The sequence below is a fragment of the Dietzia sp. oral taxon 368 genome, assembly GCF_002999155.1.
Taxonomy (GTDB): domain Bacteria; phylum Actinomycetota; class Actinomycetes; order Mycobacteriales; family Mycobacteriaceae; genus Dietzia; species Dietzia cinnamea.
Genome location: NZ_CP027238.1, coordinates 969,682 through 987,992, shown reverse-complemented (window position 1 = coordinate 987,992; position 18,311 = coordinate 969,682). Strand labels below are relative to the sequence as shown.

Here is an 18,311-nt window from a genome sequence, read left to right as displayed (position 1 = left end):
GCCCCGTGATCCGCGATAACCATTCGGTCACGACACTGCTTGGGAGAGGAACGTTCTCGTGCGTAGAACAAACACGCGTCTCGCCGCGATCGCGGCCGCCGGCGCGCTGGCGCTCGGAGCCGGGGCCGGCACCGCATCCGCCGGATCGGCCGAGATGCCCACACCGGTCGCGCTGTACAGCGGGCTGACGTCGCTCGGCTGCCAGCAGGTCGACGCCTCGCTGCTGCCGCTGTGTGGCGACTTCGAGGTGCTCACCTCCGACGATCCGGCGATGCTCACCATCAACCCCTTCACGACCGACATCGTGATCCTGGGCGCCGGCCTCTTCCCCGACGGCGGCATCCGCCCCGTGCTCGAGGAGCGGCTGCGCACCGGCTACCGGCTGGCTCAGGAGTACCCGACGGCCCGCATCATCGTCACCGGTGGCGTGCCGCAGAACGGGCGCACCGAGGCGCGCGCGATGGGCGACTGGCTCCGCGGCGCCGGCATCTCGCCGCTGCGGATCACCGAGGAGGGCAACTCCAACTCCACGGTGCAGAACGCCCAGTACACCGATGGGATCTTCCGCGACCGCGGCACCACGGGCGCGGTCGTGGTGACCACCGGCGACCACGTCAAGCGCGCGGTGCTCAACTTCCGGCAGGCCGTGGGCGGGCGCATCCCGATCACCGGCGTCGTCGCGCGGGGCTGACCGGCGGCGCCGCCCGGCCGGGCGCTAGTCGGAGTCGGACTCCGGCCACGCGCCGGTCCGCAGCAGCTCCAGGCTCGCCTGCTGGTCGACGATCGGCTGGCGCATCTGGTCCGCGCAGAAGTCGAGTAGCGCCTCGGACAGCTCCGAGTTGTCCGACGAGATCGCGCCACGGGCGATCGCGACGTGCAGGTTCTCGGCGAACCCGTCGATCGCGGTCTGCGCCACGCAGCTGTGCGTCGACACCCCGCACACCAGCAGGTGGTCCACGCCCAGGTGCGCGAGCCGCGCATTGAGGTCGGTGCGGAAGAAGGCGCTGTCGCGGGTCTTCACCACCTCGATGTGGTTCCCGGTGACCAGCTCGTCGAGGAACTGCGCCTGCTCGGTGCCGGGGTAGGCGAAGCCCTGGCCGTCCTCGCACATGTTGAGGGTCCACGTGGACCCGTCCCGGGCGTGCTCGGTGCGCACCAGCACCACCGGGCGGCCGGACTCGTGCGCGGCCTCGATGAGCTCGTTGACCGAGGCCACCAGCTCGTCGCGCACGGAGGCGAGGTCGGGGAACTCGAAGTACGAGTTCTGCATGTCGATCACCACGAGCGCGGTCTGCTCGCCCGGACGCCACCAGGTATCGGACACCTCCACCGGGGTGGTGCGCTTGTGGCGGTTGCGCTGCCACACCGACTCGATGGTCTCGGCGACCTGCTCGGGCACGTCGCGGCCCTCGAGGTAGTCGTCGATGTCGTCGTACCGCAGGCCCAGCTCGTCCTCGTCGGTCCGCCCCTCGTTCTCGTCGAGGAGGTCGGCGGTGGGCACCTTGTTCCACAGCTGTTCGGGCGCACCGAGGTGTCGCAGCAGCGCGCGCCCCTGCCGCTTGTTCAGGCCCGACAGCGGGAGGACGTCGGCGGCGCCGTCGCCGAACTTGGTGAAGAAGCCCGTGACGTTCTCGGCGGCGTGGTCGGCGCCGATCACGAGCAGCCCGCGGTCCCCGGCGAGGGCGTACTGGGCGACCATGCGGTGGCGGGCCTTGGCGTTGCCCTTGGTGAAGTCCGTCAGCTCTGCGCCGGTGGCCCGGGCGATCTCGCCGTTGAGCGCATCGACGCCGGGCGCCACGTTGACGGTGACGGCCTCGTCTGCGTCGACGAACTCCACGGCCGCGACGGCGTCGGCCTCGTCGTGCTGCACGCGGTAGGGCAGGCGCATCCCGACGAACACCGCGTCCCCGCCCTCCGCGCGGATCCGCTCCACCGCGAGCTGGGCCAGACGACCGGCCAGTGTCGAGTCCACCCCGCCGGACAGTCCCAGCACGTACCCTTTGGCGCCGCTCGCCCGCAGGTAGTCCACGAGGAACCGCACCCGACGGTCGACCTCGGCGGCCGGGTCGATCTCGGGCTTCACCCCGAGGTGGTCGATGATCGTCCTCTGAAGTTCACGCATGGCCCCATTGTGTGGATGCGCCGCGGCGGCGCGCCACCGGAGGCCGGACGAGCCTTGCCCGTCGATGAGCGTGGATGGATAGTGGCTCGGTGAACGCTACCCGGACCCCGAGGCCGTGAAGGGAGCACTATGGAAACGCAGGATTCGGTAGGCGACTTCTTCCGAGGTGTGGAAACGCCGGGCATGATCGACTGGACGGCCATGCCGACGTACAACACGGTGATGGCCGTCGCGGTCGGCGCGGCCCTGCTGGGGCTGGTGCTGTTCTTCCGGGCGGTCCGCGCGGACGCCGCGGACGTCAGCGTCACCGGCTGGGCCCTGAACTTCGGCGTCCTGGGCCTGATCCTCACGACCACCGGCCTGCATATGTCGTTGACCTGGCCGCTCGCCGCCGGTGGGTTCGCATTCGACAACATCATCTTCGGCGAGCCGAGTCTCGCACTGGGCGTACTCCTGCTGGCCGCGGCGGTGTACCTGTGGTCTAAGCGCGTGGTCGGTGTGACCGCGCGCGAGGTGGCGGGCGACTCGCGGCCGCTGACGATCTTCGTCGTGGGTCTCGGGCTGGCTATGCTCGCCATCGCCCTCGCCGGTGTCGTCTACCAGCTCTTCGCGGCACCGCCGCAGGAGCCCGTTGCCGGCTTCTTCGCCCAATGGCCGATGGTCGAGGCGATCTTCATCTCCTCCCTCTATGCCGTGATCGGTGTCGGCGCGCTGCTCACACCGTTCGCCTCCGGGCGGATCGCCCGTGGGCTCGACGGCGGTGTGGCCGCGGGCATCATCGGGTGGTGCTGGGCGGTCTCCGGGGTCATCTGGTTGCTCTTCGGGGCCCTGAACTTCTATTCCCACATCGGGTTGGTGGTCAACACGATGTGAGACGTCAGCAGGATGTGAGACCCGGACGAGCCGTTCGGGTCAGTGGGCGGACCGACCGATGAAGCGCCCCACCAGCCGCGGCCAGTCGGCCACTTCTTCCGGGGAGCGGGCGACCTCGAGCCGGGCGTCCGGCAGCAGCTCCAGCAGGTGCTCGGCCACCTCGAGCGGGTGGGAGGCGTCCTGCGGCCACGCCAGCAGCAGCACCGGCATCCGCAGCCGCCCGATCTGCTCCTCCGGCGGCAGGTCGGTCGCCGCCGCGCCCCGGAACGCCGCGGGCAGCCACTCGTCGCGCACGTCTGGGGCGGTGTGTGGCCGGTCCGGGTCGATCGCCGGCGAGGTCGGCAGCGTCCTCGTCAGCTCAGACCACCGCGCGCCGCCCCACCGGGCCACCTGCCGCGCGGCGAGGTCGTACAGGCGGGACTGCTCACGCCGCCACCCCCACACCGTCGGCGGGATGCCCAGCGTGAGAGAGGCGAACCGGTCCGGCTCGGCGGCCGCGGCGGTGAGGAGCGTGGCCGAGCCCATCGACTGCCCCACCCCGTGCACGCGCCGGCCCGGGAACTCCTCGTCGAGCAGCGCCAGCAGGTCGCGGGCCAGCGCGGGCCACGTGTAGTCGTCGGGATCTGTGGTGCCGGGCGACTCGCCGTGTCCGCGGGCGTCGTAGCGGACCACCTGCAGACCGTCGCGGCCCGCCGTGAGATCGAGCCCGAACACCTCGTCGCGGCGCCGGCTCGAGCTGAGCCCGTGCAGTTGCACCACCGGAAGGCCGGTGCCCCTGCGGTCCCGGGCCAGCGCGTGTCCGTCCCCGCCGGGCGGGGTGTCCGCCCGTCTCGTCGTCGTCACACTTCGCGCCTTTCCCCGTAACACGGCGGCCCTACCGTGCGGGCCATGAGGCTCACCACGGTAACCCGGATGGAGCTGCCGGACGGCGTCGTCCACCGGTATGTGACGAAGATCAGTCCAGCTCAGGACGCCGATCTGCCGCCGTCGTTCGACCAGGCGCGGCACGCCTCGCTCGGGCCGCGCGCGGGGTCGTGGATGGCGCTGGCGTTCACCCTGCCGCCGGCGGCCGACCGCGACCTGGTGGCCCGCGCGTGGCTGGGGGTCATCGAGCGGCACGGGACCCTGCGCACGGTGCTCGAGGGCGGGGGTCGCCGCGGCCGGGACGGGGCCGGGCGCGGCGTGGGTCACGGGGGAGGTGACGACGACGAGGTCGACGACGAGCTCCGCCTGCGGCCGGTGACCGTGCAGCCGCTCGGCTGGCGGGTCCCGCGGACGGGGCCGGGTGAGGACCCGAGGGCGGTGGTCCGGCGGGTCTTCGACGAGGCGTGCAGTCCGTTCGCCCGGCCGGCGCACGCGCTGTGCCTGGTGCAGCCAACCGATCCGCGGGAGCGGCCGGTGGTGGTGATCGGGTTCGACCACAGCCACGTCGACGCGTGGTCGCTGCTGGTGGTGATGCGCGACCTCTGCTCCGGCCTGGACGACCTGGCCCGCGGCCGCGAGCCCGCCGCGCGCCTGCCGCCGGCGGCGCCGTTCGCCGAGCACACCGCCGAGCTGGCGGCCCGGCCACCGGCGCCGGCCCGGGTGCACGAGAAGTGGGCGGGGATCATGGACCGCGGCGCGGGCGGGATGCCGGTCTTCCCCTTGAACCTGGGCGACATCTCGGCGCCCCGCGAGCAGGTGGTCGAGGTGCGCGACGTGCTCGACCCGGACGGGGTGGCCGCGCTGGAGGCGGCGGCCGCGGCGGGCGGGGTGCGGATGATCGCGCTGGCCGTGGCCGAGATGACCGAGGTGCTGCGCCGCCGCGCCGGGGTGGGGCTGCGGGCGGTGCTGCCGGTGCACTCGCGCCACGACCCCGATCGGCCGCACCGCTGGGACGACTCGGTGGGCTGGTTCATCACCAACTCGGTCATCGAGTGCGACGACCCCGACCCGGCGGCCTGCGCGGCGGCGGTGCGGGAGGCCATCGAGCTGGGCTCGCACGCGCTCGCCCCGATCCTCGCCCCTTACGGCGGGATGCCGCACACGCCGGGCATGTTCGCGGTCTCGTGGCTCGACCACCGGCGCCTGCCGATCGACGTGGACCTGGACCTGCGCCCGCAGCACGTGTCGGCGGTGATCCGCACCGACGGGGTGATGGTGTGGTTCGTGGTCAACGGCTCGGGACTGCACGTGCGCTGCCGCTACCCGGACACGCCCGCCGCGCGGGCCTCGGTGGGCGGGTGGCTCGACGAGTTGTGCGCCGGGTTGGTGCGCCGCGCCCTCGGAGCCCTCAGCCCGGCGGGGGCCGGTGCCCCGGGGGCCCCTGGTGACCCGGGGATCGGTGACCCGGACGCGCTGTCGGGGGCGCCGCCGGGTCCGGGCCGAGGTCGGCCTGCATCCAGGTCACGTCCAGCCACCGCCCGTGCTTGAACCCGATCCGCTCCAGCCGCCCCGCCTCCCGGAACCCCAGCGCCCGGTGCATCCCGACGCTGGGTTCGTTGGGCAGGGTGATGATCGCGAGCATCCGCCGGAAGCCCAGCCCCTCGAGCCGGGTGAACAATTCGCGGTAGAGCGCCCGGCCCAGCCCGTTGCCGCGGGCGTCGGGGTCCACGTAGACGCTCACCTCGCAGGACCAGGCGTACGCGGCGCGCTCCTTGACCGGCCCGGCGTAGGCGTAACCGGCGATGCGCCCGTCGAGCTCGGCGACCAGCCAGTCGTAGCGGTCGAGCGCCCGCGAGATCCGCGCGGCGAACTCGTCGACGGTCGGCACCTCGTCCTCGAACGTCACGGTCGTCTCGCGCACGTACGGCGCGTAGACGTCCCGGCATCCGGCGGCGTCGCCGATCGTGGCCGGACGGATCACCGGCCCGTTCTCCGACCTGCTCGCACTTCCCGTTGACCTGCTCATACCTCCGGCCCTCCCGGGTTGCATCCCTCGGCCAGCATCCGCTCCGGCGAGACGACCGGCCGCCACGGCTCGACGTTCCACGTGGGCTTGTCTGGCTCGAGCAGACGCGCCCACGTCCAGTGGCAGTCGAACTGCTCCCACATGCCCGGGGTGTCCGCGTCGGGGGCGAGCCGCAGCACCTCCTGCCAGGCGGCCTCGGCGTCGCCCTCGGCCCACGCGCGGCGCCCCGAGTCGGTCGGTGCGACCTCGAGGGTGGCGCCGTAGTCGGAGTCCGCCCAGGTCGCGGCGGCGATGAACGGCGGTGCGGGCGGGGTCGGCGGCGACCGCCGGGCGGACGAGGTGGGTCCTGGGGCCGACGGCGAGGTGGCCGGCGACGACGTGCCCGGAGTCGGCGACGACGAGGAGTTTCCTGGCGAGGTCGGCGTCGCGTCGGTCGCGGTCGCCGGCCCGGCGGGATCGTCGGGGTCGGCCGCACACCCGCCGGTGAGAGCGATCGCCAGGAGCGCCGCGAAGGCGGTGGCTCGGAGGGGCGGTCGGTGGCGCATCGCACGCAGTCTGCCACGAGGGAGGGGTTGCGCCCGAGTGTGACGGCAGAGGATCCTGGGGACAGAGGGAGCCCGGCGACGGCGGAGAGCCCGCACGCCGCCCTCTGCAAGAGAAGGAGCGTGACAGATGCCCCCGTTCGACCTCTCCCAGCTCCAGGCCATGTGGGATGGAATCTTCCCCGCGATCTTCGGGCCCCTGGCAGCCGTGGTCGACACCATCGGTGCGTCGGTCCAGGGCCCCTGATCTCCTGACGGCACGGCCCTCGGCCCGGGGCGGTTCAGCCCAGGGCGACTCAGCCCAGGGCGAGGATCTTGCGCAGCGTCCTGATGTTGCGCATGGTCAGATGCCGCCCGTGTGACCTCCCGCTGGTCACCTTGGCGGCGGGCGAGCTCAGCGTGAGCCCTCTGGCCACCCGCCAGTAGACGCACACCGATCCGGCCGCGACCTCCTCGGTGCCCTCGGCGGCCATCGCAGCGCGCATCGCCCCGGCGACGGCCACGGTGACGTCCGGGTCGTCGCAGAAGATCAGGTAGTCGTGATGGTCGTCGAGGGTGGCGAACGGGTACGCCGCGACCGCGTCCTCGACGGCGCCGCGCGTGAGGACCTGGACCACCGCGTCGTAGCCGAAGCGGTCGGCGTAGGCCGCCTCCAGCGCCGCACGTAGCTCTGCCTCGGGGCGAGGGTCGGTGACGACCACGTTGCCGGTGGCCAGCACCGTCTTCACGTCCGCGCAGCCGGCGGCTTCGGTGCACTCCCGCAGGTCCGCCATGGCGATCCGCGCGGCCTTTCCCACGTTGATCCCCCGCAGGAGGGCGATCTTGCGATCGGTGGCGGCGTTCATGGATCGATCGTCCCACCGTATTCGCGCGTGAGGGTAACTTCTCGGCCATGGCAGTGTCAGTGCAGTCCGTGACGACCATCGAGGCCGGGATCCCCGAGATCATGGCCGTCCTGGCCGACGTGGAGTCCCTCGTCGACTGGTCGGAGGCGCACCGCGCCGTGGAGGTCCGCGAGGCCGACGACGAGGGCTGGCCCATCGTGGTGTGGGAGAAGATCTCCCAGTACGGCATGACCGAGGAGATGGTCGTCCGCTACGAGTGGTACGACGGCGAGGTGAGCTGGACCCTCGAATCCGGGACCAACCAGAAGATGCAGAACGCGCGGTACTCACTCACCGACAACGGCGACGGGACCACCCGGGTCGTGTTCGACCTCGAGGTGGAGCTCAAGGCCAAGCTGCCGGGCATGGTCGTCAAGAAGGCCCAGAAGCACATCGCCGACGTGGCCACGGCCGGCCTGCGCGAGGAGGTCCTGCGCCGCTACGGCTGACCCGCACCCGGGTGCAGCAGGCCGAGAGCCGCGCGCACCCCGGCCGCGGGCAGCTGGCCCGGCGCCGAGGCCTCGCCCACGGTGGCGAACGTCGCGGCCGAGCCGAACGCACCGCCGCCGATCCGCGTGACCGCGCCCGGCGCCCCCATCGACATCGTGATCAGCGGGATCTCCGCCTCGCGATAGCGACGCTCGGTGGCGGCCAGCAGCGTCACCACGTCGGCCGCCGAGCGCGGCATCACGGCGATCTTGGCCACGTCCGCGCCCGCCTCCTCCATGGCGGCCAGGCGCGCGACGATCTCCTCGACAGGCGGGGTCGCGTCGAAGTCGTGGTTGGACGCCACCACGGCGACACCGTGGTCGTGCGCGGCGGCGATCGCCCGCGCCGCGAGTGGGTGCCGGTACTCCACGTCGACGGCCGCGGCGAGGCCGCTCGCCGCGAGCGTGTCGACGAGCCGCACGTAGAGCTCGTCGGACAGGGGCGCGCCGCCGCCCTCGGCGGTGGTGCGGAACGTCGCGAGGATCGGGGTGTCCGGCAGCGCGGCGGCCAGGGCGCCGAGGGCGGCCACCACCGGGACGGGATCGAACCCGCTCCCGGCGGCGTCGCGACCTCCCGCGGCGTCCGCCCCGACGGTGGCGGTGAACGGCTCGTAGAGGTCCACCCGCCACTCGATCAGGTCGAACGGCCGGGCGGCGCCCGCGGGGTCTTGGTCGTCCTCCGCCTCGTACGCCCGGATGTCCGCCACGCCGTCCTCGCCGGCTCCGGCGTCAACGCCGACTCCGGCTCCGACTCCGACGGCCCCGGCGCGGGCGCGCGCGAGTGCCTCGGCCTGTCGGCCGAGCTCGGAGCGGTCGCGCGCGGTGACCGGCACGATGATCGACGGCGAGTTCGCGTCCAGGTGCAGCGGAGTGCGGGGCATCCCTAGACCCTACGACGACCCGCGGGTAGCCTCGGCTGTCAGTCGCACACCTCGCACGGGCAGGGCCGACGCGCGGGGATCAGCTCGAGCGCGGAGAGGCCGCCGGTCCCGGCGGTGCGGTAGTAGCGCGCGGCCAGCACCAGCGTGCGCGACGGGCGCCGCACCGGCACGAGTTCCCAGGTCGGCCCGCCGGAGCCCTCGCACAGCAGGTGCCCGGCGTCGAAGACCTCCCCGGACAGGACGGTGTCACCCCACCGGGAGAGCAGTCCGGCGGTCTCCCGGGCGCTCAGCCCGCGGACCATCAGTTCCGGGTGCCCGACGCCTGTCAACCCGATCGTGTAGCCGAACCTCTGGTCCGGTGGTAGTGGTGCGGCCGTGCACTCCCCGCAGTCACACCCCTCGCCGATGTGGATGACGTGCATCCCGTGACGGTCGATGGCCGAGGCGATCCCGAGCATGGTCGGATCGATCGTCGCGGCGAGGCCGGAGCGGGAGGTGAGCGGGATGGCGGTGCGGGACATGGCTTCTCCTGATGGTGAGTCGTCCGGACTGTGGGTCCGATATCGAACAGGTGCTCGATACGGTGCAGACGGTAGATCGCGCCTACGACACGAACGGGTGACGATGAGGCCCGTGGCCGGCACGCGCCCGGTGCACACTGGTCACGACCGCGCGGGGATCGCGCGAAGACCGGGCAGGAGGGGGCATCGATGAGAGTGGCGTTGGCACTGGGATCCGGCGGGGCACGCGGGTACACGCACATCGGGGTGATCCGCGAGCTCGAGGCACGTGGGCACGAGGTCGTCGGCGTCTCCGGCGCGTCGATGGGCGCGATCGTGGGCGCGCTCTACGCGGCCGGGAAGCTCGACGACTTCGAGGACTGGGTGTGCGGGCTGACGCAGCGTGACGTCCTGCGGCTGCTCGACGTGTCCTTCGCCGGCGGCGGGGCCATCCGGGCCAACAAGATCATGGGCGTGATCGGCGCGATGCTCGGCGACGTCCGCATCGAGGACCTGGCCATCCCGTTCACCGCCGTCGCCACCGACCTTCGGGCCCGGCGCGAGGTGTGGTTCACCCGCGGGCCAGCCGACGTCGCCGTCCGGGCGTCGTTCGCCATCCCCAGCGTGATCACCCCGGCGCTCGTGGGCGGGCGGCTCATCATCGACGGCGGCGTCACCAACCCGGTCCCGCTGGAACCGCTCGCGCCGGTGAGCAGCGACCTGTTGCTGGCCGTGTCACTGACGGGCCGCCGGACCGGGATCCGGGGGTCGACGTTCGAGGAGAGCTCGGACCCCGATGAGGCGACGCCCGACGCGGAGCCGCGGATCGCCCGCAGGGGCCCCGGCGGCGGGGCGAGGCCGGCGGGACGGCTGGCCGGCCGGATCCGCACCGCGGCGGCGGACGTCCGCGACGCCGACCTGATCCGGCTCATCGCCGCCCGTTTCGGTCAGGACCCCGAACCCGATCCGGACGTCGCCGCCGTCGACGGGGTGGACGCCGGTGCGACCGTCACCGCTTCCGACGGCTCGGTCGGTGCGAAGACGCCGCGGCAGCTCTCCCACGAGGTCGAGGAGGCCGTGGAGCACGGCGAGGAGGAGGTGGCCGACGGCGACGAGGAGTCGCTTCCCGCTTCGCTGCGCATCTTCGACGTGGTCACGCAATCCATCGAGGCGATGGAGAGCATCGTGACGGCCTACCGCCTCGCGGGCAACCGCCCGGACGTGCTGGTCGAGGTGCCCTCCGACGCGTGCTCGACCTTCGACTTCCACCGGGCAGACGAGCTCATCGCTCTCGGGCGACGGTTGACCGCGGAGGAACTCGACCGGGCCGGCGTCTGAGACAGGGCCGGGTCTCCCGCGTCAGGCGCCGCCCCCGGCCTCGCCGACCTCGCCGCCCCCGCCCCCGTCACCCTCGCCGACCTGCGGCAGGTGGTGCGAGCAGAACGCCTTGACCGCCGCCGTGACCACGACGGGCGCCTCGGTGACCGGGGCGTCGGGGTGGGCGTCGTTGTACTGCCGGAGCACGTCGACGTAGCCGGTTCCGGCGTCGAGCGAGGCGCATGCGTCGCGGCCGCGGGCGAGATAGTCCTGCTCGTTCCCGGCGTCCACGCCCACCCGCCCGATGTCGCGCAGGAACTCCTCGTCCGGGTTCCCCGACCCGCCCTCGCCGCCCGTGGAGTCCTCGGGCTGCGGTTGGTCGCCAGTCGTGGCGTCGGGGTCGCCCTCGCCGTCGTCGCGCGTGGCGTCACCCACCGCGCTCGTGGCCTCGGCGGCGGCGGACCCCACCGCGCTGGTGGCCTCGCCGACCGCCTGCTCGGCGCTGCCCTCCTCGCCGCAGGCGCCGAGCGCCAACGCCAGGGCGGCGAGGCCCGACGCGGCGGCGACGGTGCGGGGACGGGAGGGGCCGGAACGGGCGGCGCGGGAGCGGGTGGGGCGAGCGGATCGGGATGCGGTGAACACTCGGGTCCTCCTCCGGAGACGGTGTGCGCACGCGGTGGTGTGCGCAGAATCGGTGTGCGCGAACGGCCCTCGAGGCCGACGTGTCCGAGAGGCTACGGGCCCGCGCGGGGGCGGGTGGCCCGGATCGCCCGATCGCCCGTGAGTGGTGTCACAATCGAGACGTGAACGAGATGGGTTTCGGGGAGTCGCGGGCGGCTGCCGCGAGCGGCTCGGATGCGTCTTAGGCCCGCCCGGGTGGAAGCCTGCGGCCTCGCCGGCGCCGTCCGCCCCCGCCACCCGATAGTCGGCGGGGGCCACCGAGCGCTACTAAGGTGTGACTCATGGGAACCGCCGTGAGTCTCGCCGAACCACTCGTCGTCGGTACCGAAAGCCACGCGCGCGGCGTGCAGCGACTCGTCGACAGCTTCCGGGCCGTGCCCGCCCACGAGCCCGTCCGGCTGGCCAAGTCCACGTCCAACCTCTTCCGACCGCGCGCCTCGTCGTCGTCGCCCGGTCTCGACACCACCGGCCTCACGCGCGTCGTCTCCGTGGATCCCGACGCCCGCACCGCCGACGTCCAGGGGATGTGCACCTACGAGGACCTCGTCGACGCGACCCTGCCGTACGGCCTCATGCCGTACGTCGTGCCGCAGCTCAAGACCATCACCCTCGGCGGTGCCGTGACCGGCCTGGGCATCGAGTCCACCTCGTTCCGCCTGGGCCTGCCGCACGAGTCCGTGCTCGAGATGGACGTCCTCACCGGCACCGGCGAGATCGTCACCGCCCGCCCCGACGGCACCGAGCGCGAACGCGCGCTCTTCCGTGGCTTCCCCAACTCCTACGGCTCCCTCGGGTACGCGGTGCGGCTGCGCATCGCCCTCGAACCGGTCAGCCGGTTCGTGGAACTGCGGCACGTGCGGTTCGACTCCCTCACCGCGCTTGAGTCGGCGTTGGCGCGGGTCAGTGAGTCGGGGACGTACGACGACGAGGACGTCGACTTCCTCGACGGCATCGTCTTCTCGGCCGGCGAGTCGTACCTGTGTCTGGGGCGGCGGACCGATGAGCCCGGGCCCGTCTCGGACTACTCTGGGGTGACCGACAAGCAGGCGATCTACTACCGCTCCGTCCAACACGGCGGGCCCGCCGGCTCCGTGAAACGCGACCGCCTGACCATCCGGGACTACCTGTGGCGCTGGGACACCGACTGGTTCTGGTGCTCCCGCGCGTTCGGGGTGCAGAACCCGAGGGTCCGCCGGTTCTGGCCGCAGCAGCTGCTGCGCTCCTCGGCGTACTGGAAGATCATCGGCCTCGACCACAAGTACGACCTCGGCAACAAGATCGGCGCCCTCAAGGGCGAGGGGCCGCGCGAGCGCGTGGTGCAGGACGTCGAGGTGACCCTCGACCACACCGCCGAGTTCCTCGACTGGTTCCTGCGCGAGGTGCCCATCGAACCCCTGTGGATCTGCCCGCTGCGGCTTCGGGAGTCCACCCCGGCGCCGGGCCTGGACGGCGAGCCGGCGTCCGACCGTCCGTGGCCGCTGTACCCTCTGGCCGCCGACACCACCTACGTCAACATCGGTTTCTGGTCGTCGGCGCCGATCGAGCCCGGGATGGCCGAGGGCGCGTGGAACCGGCGCATCGAGGAGGAGGTGTCCCGGCTCGGCGGTCACAAGTCGCTGTACTCGGAGGTCTTCTACTCCCGTGAGGAGTTCGCCCAACTCTACGGCGGCGACCACGCGGGCCGGCTCAAGACGCAATTCGATCCCGAGGGCCGGTTCGCGACCCTCTACGAGAAGGCGGTGGGTGCACGGTGACCACGACGAGCGCGGGGACCGCGGAGCCCGCGGGCGCGGCGGGCGCAGCGGGTGCAGCGGGCAGGATGACGATCGGCGAGATCATCGCAGCCTTCGCCACCGGTGAGCCGCCGCTGCGGATCGAGGCGTACGACGGGTCCGCGATCGGCCCGGCGGACAGCCGACTGGTGCTACGCCTGAAGAGTGAGAAGGCGCTGCAGTACTTCGTCACCGCCCCCGGCGACCTCGGCCTGGCCCGCGCCTACCTCATGGGCGAGCTGGAGATCGACGGCGTGCACCCCGGGGCGCCCCACGACGTGTTCGGCGCGCTCGAGGTGTTCCGCAAGCACATGACCCGTACACCCGACGCCAGGACACTGGCGCGGATCGCCCGGTCCGTGGGCACGGAGAACGTCCGGTTCCTGCCTACTCCGCCGATGGAGGTCAAGCCCGCGTGGAAGCGCGTCCTGTCCGGGATGCGGCGGCACTCCAAGGAGCGGGACTCCGAGGTGGTCAGTTACCACTACGACGTGTCGAACCGCTTCTACGAGTGGATCCTCGGACCGTCCATGACGTACACGTGCGCCTGCTACCCGGACGCCGACGCGTCGCTCGAGGCGGCGCAGGAGAACAAGTACCGGCTGGTGTTCGACAAGCTCGGGCTCAAGGCGGGGGACCGGCTGCTCGACGTGGGCTGCGGCTGGGGCGGCATGGTCCGCTACGCCGCACGCCGCGGCGTGAAGGTGATCGGCGTGACCCTGTCCAAGGAGCAGGTCGAGTGGGGCCGCGCCGCCATCGAGGCCGAGGGGCTGGGCGACCTGGCCGAGGTCCGGCTACAGGACTACCGCGACGTGCCCGAGCGAGACTTCGACGCCGTGAGCTCGATCGGCATCACCGAGCACATCGGCCGGAAGAACTACCCCGACTACTTCGCCAAGTTGCACGGATATCTCAAGCCGGGTGGGCGGCTGCTCAACCACTGCATCACCCGGCCGGACAACGTCGGCAAGGTCAAGGCCGGGCAGTTCATCGACCGCTACATCTTCCCCGACGGCGAGCTCGCCGGCGCCGGCACCGTGCACCTCGAGGCGGAGAACGCCGGGTTCGAGGTGGTACACGAGGAGAACCTGCGCCAGCACTACGCGTTCACCCTCCGCGACTGGTGCACCAATCTCGTCGAGCACTGGGACGAGGCGGTCGAGGAGGTCGGCGAGCCCATGGCCAAGCTGTGGGGCCTGTACATGGGGGCCTGCCAGTACGGGTTCGAGCACAACAAGATCCAGCTGCACCAGATCCTCGCCGTGCGCCTGGACGAGCGCCAGACCTGGGACGTGCCGCTGCGGCAATGGTGGCAGGCCTGAGCGACTGACCCCCGGCGAGAGGGTGAGCCGGCGGGCCGCCTATGCGGCCCGCCGACCCCACCGGGTCACTGGAGGTCGAGCGCGAGCAGGACCTGACCGGTCGGCGCCGGCGAACCACCCGCGGGCTCCTCGGTGATGCCGATCTGCTCTGAGTCACGGATGCCGTCGATCCGGGCCGAGGGCGACGGGCCGACCTCACCGGACTCCATGGTTCCCGCGGAGATGGGCTCGTGATCGCCCATGAGCCACAGCTGGTAGGCGCGGCCCTCCGGCGGGGCGGGGAGGTCCGTCATCGAGATGACGGCCATGTCCGCCGACTTCGACGCCAGCACGGTGGCGGTTCCGGTCCCGCCGACCTGGCCGCGGACCACCGCGAGATCCTCGGCCGCCAACAGTGAGGTGACCTGACGCGGCATCGTCCCCGAGGGGGGCGCGGCGGTGGGTAGGTTCTCAGACCCGGTCCCGTCGGTGAGGCGGCCGATCATCACACCACCGACCAGCAGCACCACGGCGGCCGCGGCGACCGCGAGGAACGTCAGTAAACCGGGCCGTCGGCGCTCGCGTTCGCGACTCAGGTCGATGACGTCCGCACCCCCGTCGGCGTCCCGCCCGGAGCCGCGGCGGTCGCCCGGACCGACGGGCCCGGTGGGGCCGGACGGCGAGGAGGTCGCCGCCAACTCGAGGATGCGCTCCCGCAGGTGCGCGGGCGGCGCGGTGTCGAGACCGGCGTCGGCCACGAGTCCGGCCATGACCTCGCGGGTCGAGGCGATATGCGCGAGCATCGACGTCCGATCCTCTGGCGCGGCATCCACCAGCGCGGCCTCGACGGCGTCGGCCTCGTGCTCGGGCAGTGCGTCCAGGGCGTAGAGGTCGAGGTCCTCGGGGCGGACGCTGTCAGGGGTCGACGGGTGATCGTGGTGACGAACGCTCATGACAGCTCACCTCCCAGGCAGTTCTTCAGGCGACGGAGTCCGTCGCGGATTCTCGATTTGATGGTGGGTAACGCGGCGCCCAGTCTCTCGGCGACCTCGCGGTAGGTGTGGCCGGAGAAGTACGCCATCTCGATGGACTCGCGCTGGTTGTCAGTCAGCGTCTCCAGGCACCTGCGCACCTCGGCGGCCTCCTCGTCGCGCGAGATCTGCTCCGTGACCTGGTCGGCGACGTCGCCTCCGTGGATGGTGCCGGTGGCGGCGTCGACCTCGTCACGTCGGGCGGCCGAACTCTCGGAGCGGACGCGGTCGACGGCCCGGCGGTGCGTGATGGTCAGCACCCAGGACTGGACGGACCCCAGCGAGGGCCGGTAGTCGGCCACCTGCTTCCAGACCTGCAGGAACACCTCCTGCACCGTCTCCTCGGCGTACCCCGGATCGCGCAGGACCCGCAGGGCGAGCCCGTAGACGCGTGGGGACATGAGGTCGTAGAAACGACCGAAGGCCTGGAGATCACCGGACGCGGCCAGCTCGAGCAGGCTCCCCGGGTCGGTCAGCGGCGGGGCGGCTGGCTCGGACACGGAGACCAGTCTAGTGCCAGCCGGCTCGTGACCGCGCGACGGCGGCGCGGGTGGTCGACCCGGTGGCCGCGCCGACGGTCTGCGGGTGACCTGGAGGGTCATGCCGCCACCACCCGGAACGTGCGGTTGTGCCAGCCGGTGGCGCCGCTGGGTACGGGATCCCTGCGCTCCTCAGGCTGGACCTCACCGGTCGAGTCGGTGGCCCGGACGTGGAGGGTGTGCAGGCCCGGTTCGGCGTCCCAGACCCACGACCACATGCGCCACGTGTCCACCGAGTACTCGTCCGCCAGTTGGGCGTCCTGCCACGGCCCGTCGTCGACCCTCACCTCCACCCGGTCGATGCCGCGGCGCTGCGCCCCGCGGTCGGTCCAGTACGCGCTGGCACGGTCGAAGCGCGTGACCTCCCAGTCCACGACCCACTTGGTGGCCGAGACGTACCCGTACAGGCCGGGGACCACCTGGCGGACGGGGTAGCCGTGCTCGAACGGCAGCGGCTCGCCGTTGATCCTCACTGCCAGCAGGGCGTCGCGGCCGTCCGTCAGAGCCTCCAGTGGCGTCCCGGCGGTCCAGCCGTCGACCGACGTCGACAGCAGCATGTCTGCGCCGGGCAGGGGCCCCGACTCGGCGAGCAGGTCGGCGATGGGGAACCCGGTCCAGGTCGCGGTCCCCACCAGATCCCCGCCGACCTCGTTGGACACGCAGGTCAAGGTGACGATGCGGTCGCGTGCCTCGCGGTCCACGAGCGCCTGCCAGTCGAGCTCGATCTCCCGCTCGACCATCCCGTGGATCCGCAGCCGCCACTCCGTGGTGCTCAGGGACGGCACGCGAAGGGCGGTGTCGATGCGGTAGAACTCGGCGTTGTCGGTGAGGAACGGTGTCACGCCCGGCGCGTCGGGCACGACGCCCGGCGGAACCGGGGCGGCCGCGTTGCGGGCGAGTACCCGCGGCAGTCGCAGACCGGTGCGTTCGGCGACCGCGTCGGCGGCGCGGCGGGTCAGGGCGATGCCCGTGGTGCCGGCGGCCGCGATGACGGCGACAGCGGACCCGGCCAGGACGAGGAAGCGTCGGCGGTCGGGTGCGGGCCGGTCGCCCAGCCGCGCTCCGGGCTGCGGCGTCGGCGCCGACGGTGGCGTCGACGCGGGCGGCCCCGCCTCCGAGGAGGTGGCTGCGGACGGTCGGGACCCGGCCTCTGCCGTGAACAGGGTCCCGATGAGGGCTCGGAGCGCCACGACGGCGACGACCACGCCGAGCAGGGTCGGTACGGCCCACAGCGGCCCGGCAGACGGGCGGGCCAGCGCCGCCACCATGCCGACGAGGCCGAAGACGACCAGGACGGCGCTCCCGGCGGGACGACGCGGACGCTCGACGAGGCCCGCCACCACGCCCGTGACGAGGAGGATGGCCGCCAGGCCGAGCATCAGCGCGGGCTTGTCCGCGGTGCCGAGCGCGTCGATCGTCACCTCGCGCACGGCCGCCGGTGCGCGGTCGACCACGGAGTCGGCGACCGCGAGGAACGGGGACGAGCCCGGGGCGACGAATCCCGCCATGGCGTGCCCCACCGCGACGGCGAGGCCGGTGGCGAGGAGGCCCGAGGCGGCCCGAGCGACCGCCCTGGGTCGTTGCTCTGTGCTGTCCATGCCAGGAGTTCGGAGCCGGGGTCTCGGTGGACCGGTACGAAACAAATTCCCTACGGCACCCATCCGGACCGGATGGCCCGCCGAAGCACTGGTGACCCACTGCACAGAGTCCCGCCAACTCGGCGGGGCCCTACCGAAAGGAAACGCACCATGGGCATCACGATCTCCCGGCGCGTCGCGTCGATCGCCGCGGCCGCCGCGGTCTCCGGTCTCGTCCTCGCCGGCTGCTCGAGCGACGAGGGAAGCGATACGGAGAACACCGCCGAGGGCACCGCCACCTCGGTCATGACCACCACGTCGGCGAGCGAGACCTCCACCATGGAGTCGGAGCCTGCCGGCATGCTCGTCGGCGCGGGCTGCGCGGACTACGCCGAGGCCAACCCGGAGGGTCCGGGTTCGGTCGAGGCGATGGCGATGGAGCCGGTCGCCACCGCCGCCTCCAACAACCCGTTGCTCACCACGCTCACCTCGGCCGTCTCGGGCGGGGTGAACCCGGAGGTCGACCTCGTCGACACCCTGAACAGCGGCGAGTACACCGTGTTCGCCCCGATCGATGACGCCTTCGCGCAGATCGATGAGGCCACTATGCAGTCGCTGCAGACCGACGCCGACCTGCTCACCGGCATCCTGACCTACCACGTGGTGGAGGGTCAGGCCGCGCCCGATCAGGTCGTCGGCGAGCACACCACCCTCAACGGTGCGCAGCTCGAGGTCACCGGATCCGGTGACGAGCTCATGGTCAACGGCGCGGGCGTCGTCTGCGGCGGCGTCCAGACCGAGAACGCCACCGTCTACCTCATCGACCAGGTCCTCATCCCCGAGGAGTGAGCAGACCGGCGTCCGGTGCCCTGAACACCCCGCCGAGGGCATCAGTGGGAGCCCTGAACTCCCA

Annotated in this window: 18 protein-coding genes and 1 pseudogene; 7 read left to right on the top strand and 12 right to left on the bottom strand. The window is 72.4% G+C overall.

The window, feature by feature from the left end:
* The first annotated feature begins 58 nt into the window (after positions 1-58).
* Positions 59-691 (top strand): YdcF family protein, encoded by a 633-nt coding sequence (locus C3V38_RS04690; protein WP_106385177.1) that lies wholly within the window; start codon positions 59-61, stop codon positions 689-691.
* 24 nt (positions 692-715) lie between these two features.
* Here C3V38_RS04690 and C3V38_RS18295 read toward each other — a convergent pair whose 3' ends face one another.
* Positions 716-1,279 (bottom strand): cysteine hydrolase family protein, encoded by a 564-nt coding sequence (locus C3V38_RS18295; RefSeq protein WP_256386777.1) that lies wholly within the window; start codon positions 1,277-1,279, stop codon positions 716-718.
* Between the two features lie 24 nt (positions 1,280-1,303).
* Positions 1,304-2,122, bottom strand: a pseudogene (nadE, locus tag C3V38_RS18290) (ammonia-dependent NAD(+) synthetase); the annotation flags it as partial.
* Positions 2,123-2,305: 183 nt separating this feature from the next.
* Here nadE and C3V38_RS04680 point away from each other — a divergent pair.
* Positions 2,306-2,995, top strand: a complete 690-nt coding sequence (locus C3V38_RS04680) for a DUF981 family protein (protein ID WP_254426081.1) — start codon at positions 2,306-2,308, stop codon at positions 2,993-2,995.
* Between the two features lie 39 nt (positions 2,996-3,034).
* On the opposite strand, the gene C3V38_RS04675 is transcribed toward C3V38_RS04680, so the two are convergent.
* The 4 genes from C3V38_RS04675 to C3V38_RS04655 all read right to left on the bottom strand — a co-directional run bounded on the left by C3V38_RS04675 (position 3,035) and on the right by C3V38_RS04655 (position 7,272).
* Entirely contained in the window at positions 3,035-3,838 is an 804-nt protein-coding gene (locus tag C3V38_RS04675; RefSeq protein ID WP_061228565.1) for an alpha/beta fold hydrolase, read from the bottom strand.
* Positions 3,839-5,267: 1,429 nt separating this feature from the next.
* Positions 5,268-5,885, bottom strand: a complete 618-nt coding sequence (locus tag C3V38_RS04665; protein ID WP_061228564.1) for a GNAT family N-acetyltransferase — start codon at positions 5,883-5,885, stop codon at positions 5,268-5,270.
* Positions 5,882-6,430, bottom strand: a complete 549-nt coding sequence (locus C3V38_RS04660) for a DUF2599 domain-containing protein (protein WP_061228563.1) — start codon at positions 6,428-6,430, stop codon at positions 5,882-5,884. The genes C3V38_RS04665 and C3V38_RS04660 overlap by 4 nt, the downstream gene beginning before the upstream one ends.
* A gap of 293 nt (positions 6,431-6,723) precedes the next feature.
* Entirely contained in the window at positions 6,724-7,272 is a 549-nt protein-coding gene (locus C3V38_RS04655; RefSeq protein WP_061228562.1) for a DUF1697 domain-containing protein, read from the bottom strand.
* A gap of 47 nt (positions 7,273-7,319) precedes the next feature.
* Between C3V38_RS04655 and C3V38_RS04650 the strand changes: the two genes are divergently transcribed.
* Complete coding sequence (locus C3V38_RS04650; RefSeq protein ID WP_061228561.1) at positions 7,320-7,760, top strand: SRPBCC family protein; 441 nt, start codon at positions 7,320-7,322, stop codon at positions 7,758-7,760.
* On the opposite strand, the gene aroD is transcribed toward C3V38_RS04650, so the two are convergent.
* Together aroD and C3V38_RS04640 are read right to left on the bottom strand one after the other, a co-directional pair.
* Positions 7,751-8,680, bottom strand: a complete 930-nt coding sequence (gene aroD / locus C3V38_RS04645; protein WP_061228560.1) for a type I 3-dehydroquinate dehydratase — start codon at positions 8,678-8,680, stop codon at positions 7,751-7,753. The genes C3V38_RS04650 and aroD overlap by 10 nt on opposite strands.
* A 38-nt stretch (positions 8,681-8,718) precedes the next feature.
* Complete coding sequence (locus C3V38_RS04640; protein ID WP_061228559.1) at positions 8,719-9,201, bottom strand: DUF4262 domain-containing protein; 483 nt, start codon at positions 9,199-9,201, stop codon at positions 8,719-8,721.
* A 189-nt stretch (positions 9,202-9,390) separates the two neighbouring features.
* On the opposite strand from C3V38_RS04640, the gene C3V38_RS04635 reads away from it, so the two are divergent.
* Positions 9,391-10,518 carry a patatin-like phospholipase family protein gene (locus C3V38_RS04635; RefSeq protein ID WP_061914484.1) on the top strand — a complete coding sequence of 376 codons (1,128 nt, stop codon included), beginning with the start codon at positions 9,391-9,393 and terminating at the stop codon, positions 10,516-10,518.
* Positions 10,519-10,539: 21 nt separating this feature from the next.
* Here C3V38_RS04635 and C3V38_RS04630 read toward each other — a convergent pair whose 3' ends face one another.
* Entirely contained in the window at positions 10,540-11,139 is a 600-nt protein-coding gene (locus C3V38_RS04630) for a DUF732 domain-containing protein (RefSeq protein WP_061228557.1), read from the bottom strand.
* A 320-nt stretch (positions 11,140-11,459) separates the two neighbouring features.
* Here C3V38_RS04630 and C3V38_RS04625 point away from each other — a divergent pair, with 320 nt between their 5' ends.
* Both C3V38_RS04625 and C3V38_RS04620 read left to right on the top strand, forming a co-directional pair.
* Entirely contained in the window at positions 11,460-12,932 is a 1,473-nt protein-coding gene (locus C3V38_RS04625) for an FAD-binding oxidoreductase (protein WP_070722690.1), read from the top strand.
* A gap of 65 nt (positions 12,933-12,997) precedes the next feature.
* Complete coding sequence (locus C3V38_RS04620; protein WP_070722687.1) at positions 12,998-14,272, top strand: class I SAM-dependent methyltransferase; 1,275 nt, start codon at positions 12,998-13,000, stop codon at positions 14,270-14,272.
* 65 nt (positions 14,273-14,337) lie between these two features.
* Here the strand turns inward: C3V38_RS04620 and C3V38_RS04615 are convergent, their stop codons facing one another.
* The 3 genes from C3V38_RS04615 to C3V38_RS04605 all read right to left on the bottom strand — a co-directional run bounded on the left by C3V38_RS04615 (position 14,338) and on the right by C3V38_RS04605 (position 17,419).
* Positions 14,338-15,204, bottom strand: a complete 867-nt coding sequence (locus C3V38_RS04615) for an anti-sigma factor (RefSeq protein ID WP_061914490.1) — start codon at positions 15,202-15,204, stop codon at positions 14,338-14,340.
* Positions 15,201-15,782, bottom strand: a complete 582-nt coding sequence (gene sigK, locus C3V38_RS04610) for an ECF RNA polymerase sigma factor SigK (RefSeq protein ID WP_061914492.1) — start codon at positions 15,780-15,782, stop codon at positions 15,201-15,203. The genes C3V38_RS04615 and sigK overlap by 4 nt, the downstream gene beginning before the upstream one ends.
* Positions 15,783-15,880: 98 nt before the next feature.
* Positions 15,881-17,419, bottom strand: coding sequence for a molybdopterin-dependent oxidoreductase (locus tag C3V38_RS04605; protein WP_061914496.1), 1,539 nt, complete (start codon positions 17,417-17,419; stop codon positions 15,881-15,883).
* A 150-nt stretch (positions 17,420-17,569) separates the two neighbouring features.
* Between C3V38_RS04605 and C3V38_RS04600 the strand changes: the two genes are divergently transcribed.
* On the top strand, positions 17,570-18,247 hold the full coding sequence (locus C3V38_RS04600; RefSeq protein WP_061228552.1) for a fasciclin domain-containing protein: 678 nt from the start codon (positions 17,570-17,572) through the stop codon (positions 18,245-18,247).
* Positions 18,248-18,311: the final 64 nt, after the last annotated feature.

Coding starts and splice junctions, on each gene's coding strand:
- C3V38_RS04615 (WP_061914490.1), bottom strand. CDS start 15,204: ATGAGCGTTCGTCACCACGATCACCCGTCGACCCCTGACAGCGTCCGC.
- C3V38_RS04640 (WP_061228559.1), bottom strand. CDS start 9,201: ATGTCCCGCACCGCCATCCCGCTCACCTCCCGCTCCGGCCTCGCCGCG.
- C3V38_RS04635 (WP_061914484.1), top strand. CDS start 9,391: ATGAGAGTGGCGTTGGCACTGGGATCCGGCGGGGCACGCGGGTACACG.
- C3V38_RS04620 (WP_070722687.1), top strand. CDS start 12,998: ATGACGATCGGCGAGATCATCGCAGCCTTCGCCACCGGTGAGCCGCCG.
- aroD (WP_061228560.1), bottom strand. CDS start 8,680: ATGCCCCGCACTCCGCTGCACCTGGACGCGAACTCGCCGTCGATCATC.
- C3V38_RS04655 (WP_061228562.1), bottom strand. CDS start 7,272: ATGAACGCCGCCACCGATCGCAAGATCGCCCTCCTGCGGGGGATCAAC.
- C3V38_RS04605 (WP_061914496.1), bottom strand. CDS start 17,419: ATGGACAGCACAGAGCAACGACCCAGGGCGGTCGCTCGGGCCGCCTCG.
- C3V38_RS04600 (WP_061228552.1), top strand. CDS start 17,570: ATGGGCATCACGATCTCCCGGCGCGTCGCGTCGATCGCCGCGGCCGCC.
- C3V38_RS04660 (WP_061228563.1), bottom strand. CDS start 6,430: ATGCGCCACCGACCGCCCCTCCGAGCCACCGCCTTCGCGGCGCTCCTG.
- C3V38_RS04625 (WP_070722690.1), top strand. CDS start 11,460: ATGGGAACCGCCGTGAGTCTCGCCGAACCACTCGTCGTCGGTACCGAA.
- C3V38_RS04680 (WP_254426081.1), top strand. CDS start 2,306: ATGATCGACTGGACGGCCATGCCGACGTACAACACGGTGATGGCCGTC.
- C3V38_RS04650 (WP_061228561.1), top strand. CDS start 7,320: ATGGCAGTGTCAGTGCAGTCCGTGACGACCATCGAGGCCGGGATCCCC.
- C3V38_RS04665 (WP_061228564.1), bottom strand. CDS start 5,885: ATGAGCAGGTCAACGGGAAGTGCGAGCAGGTCGGAGAACGGGCCGGTG.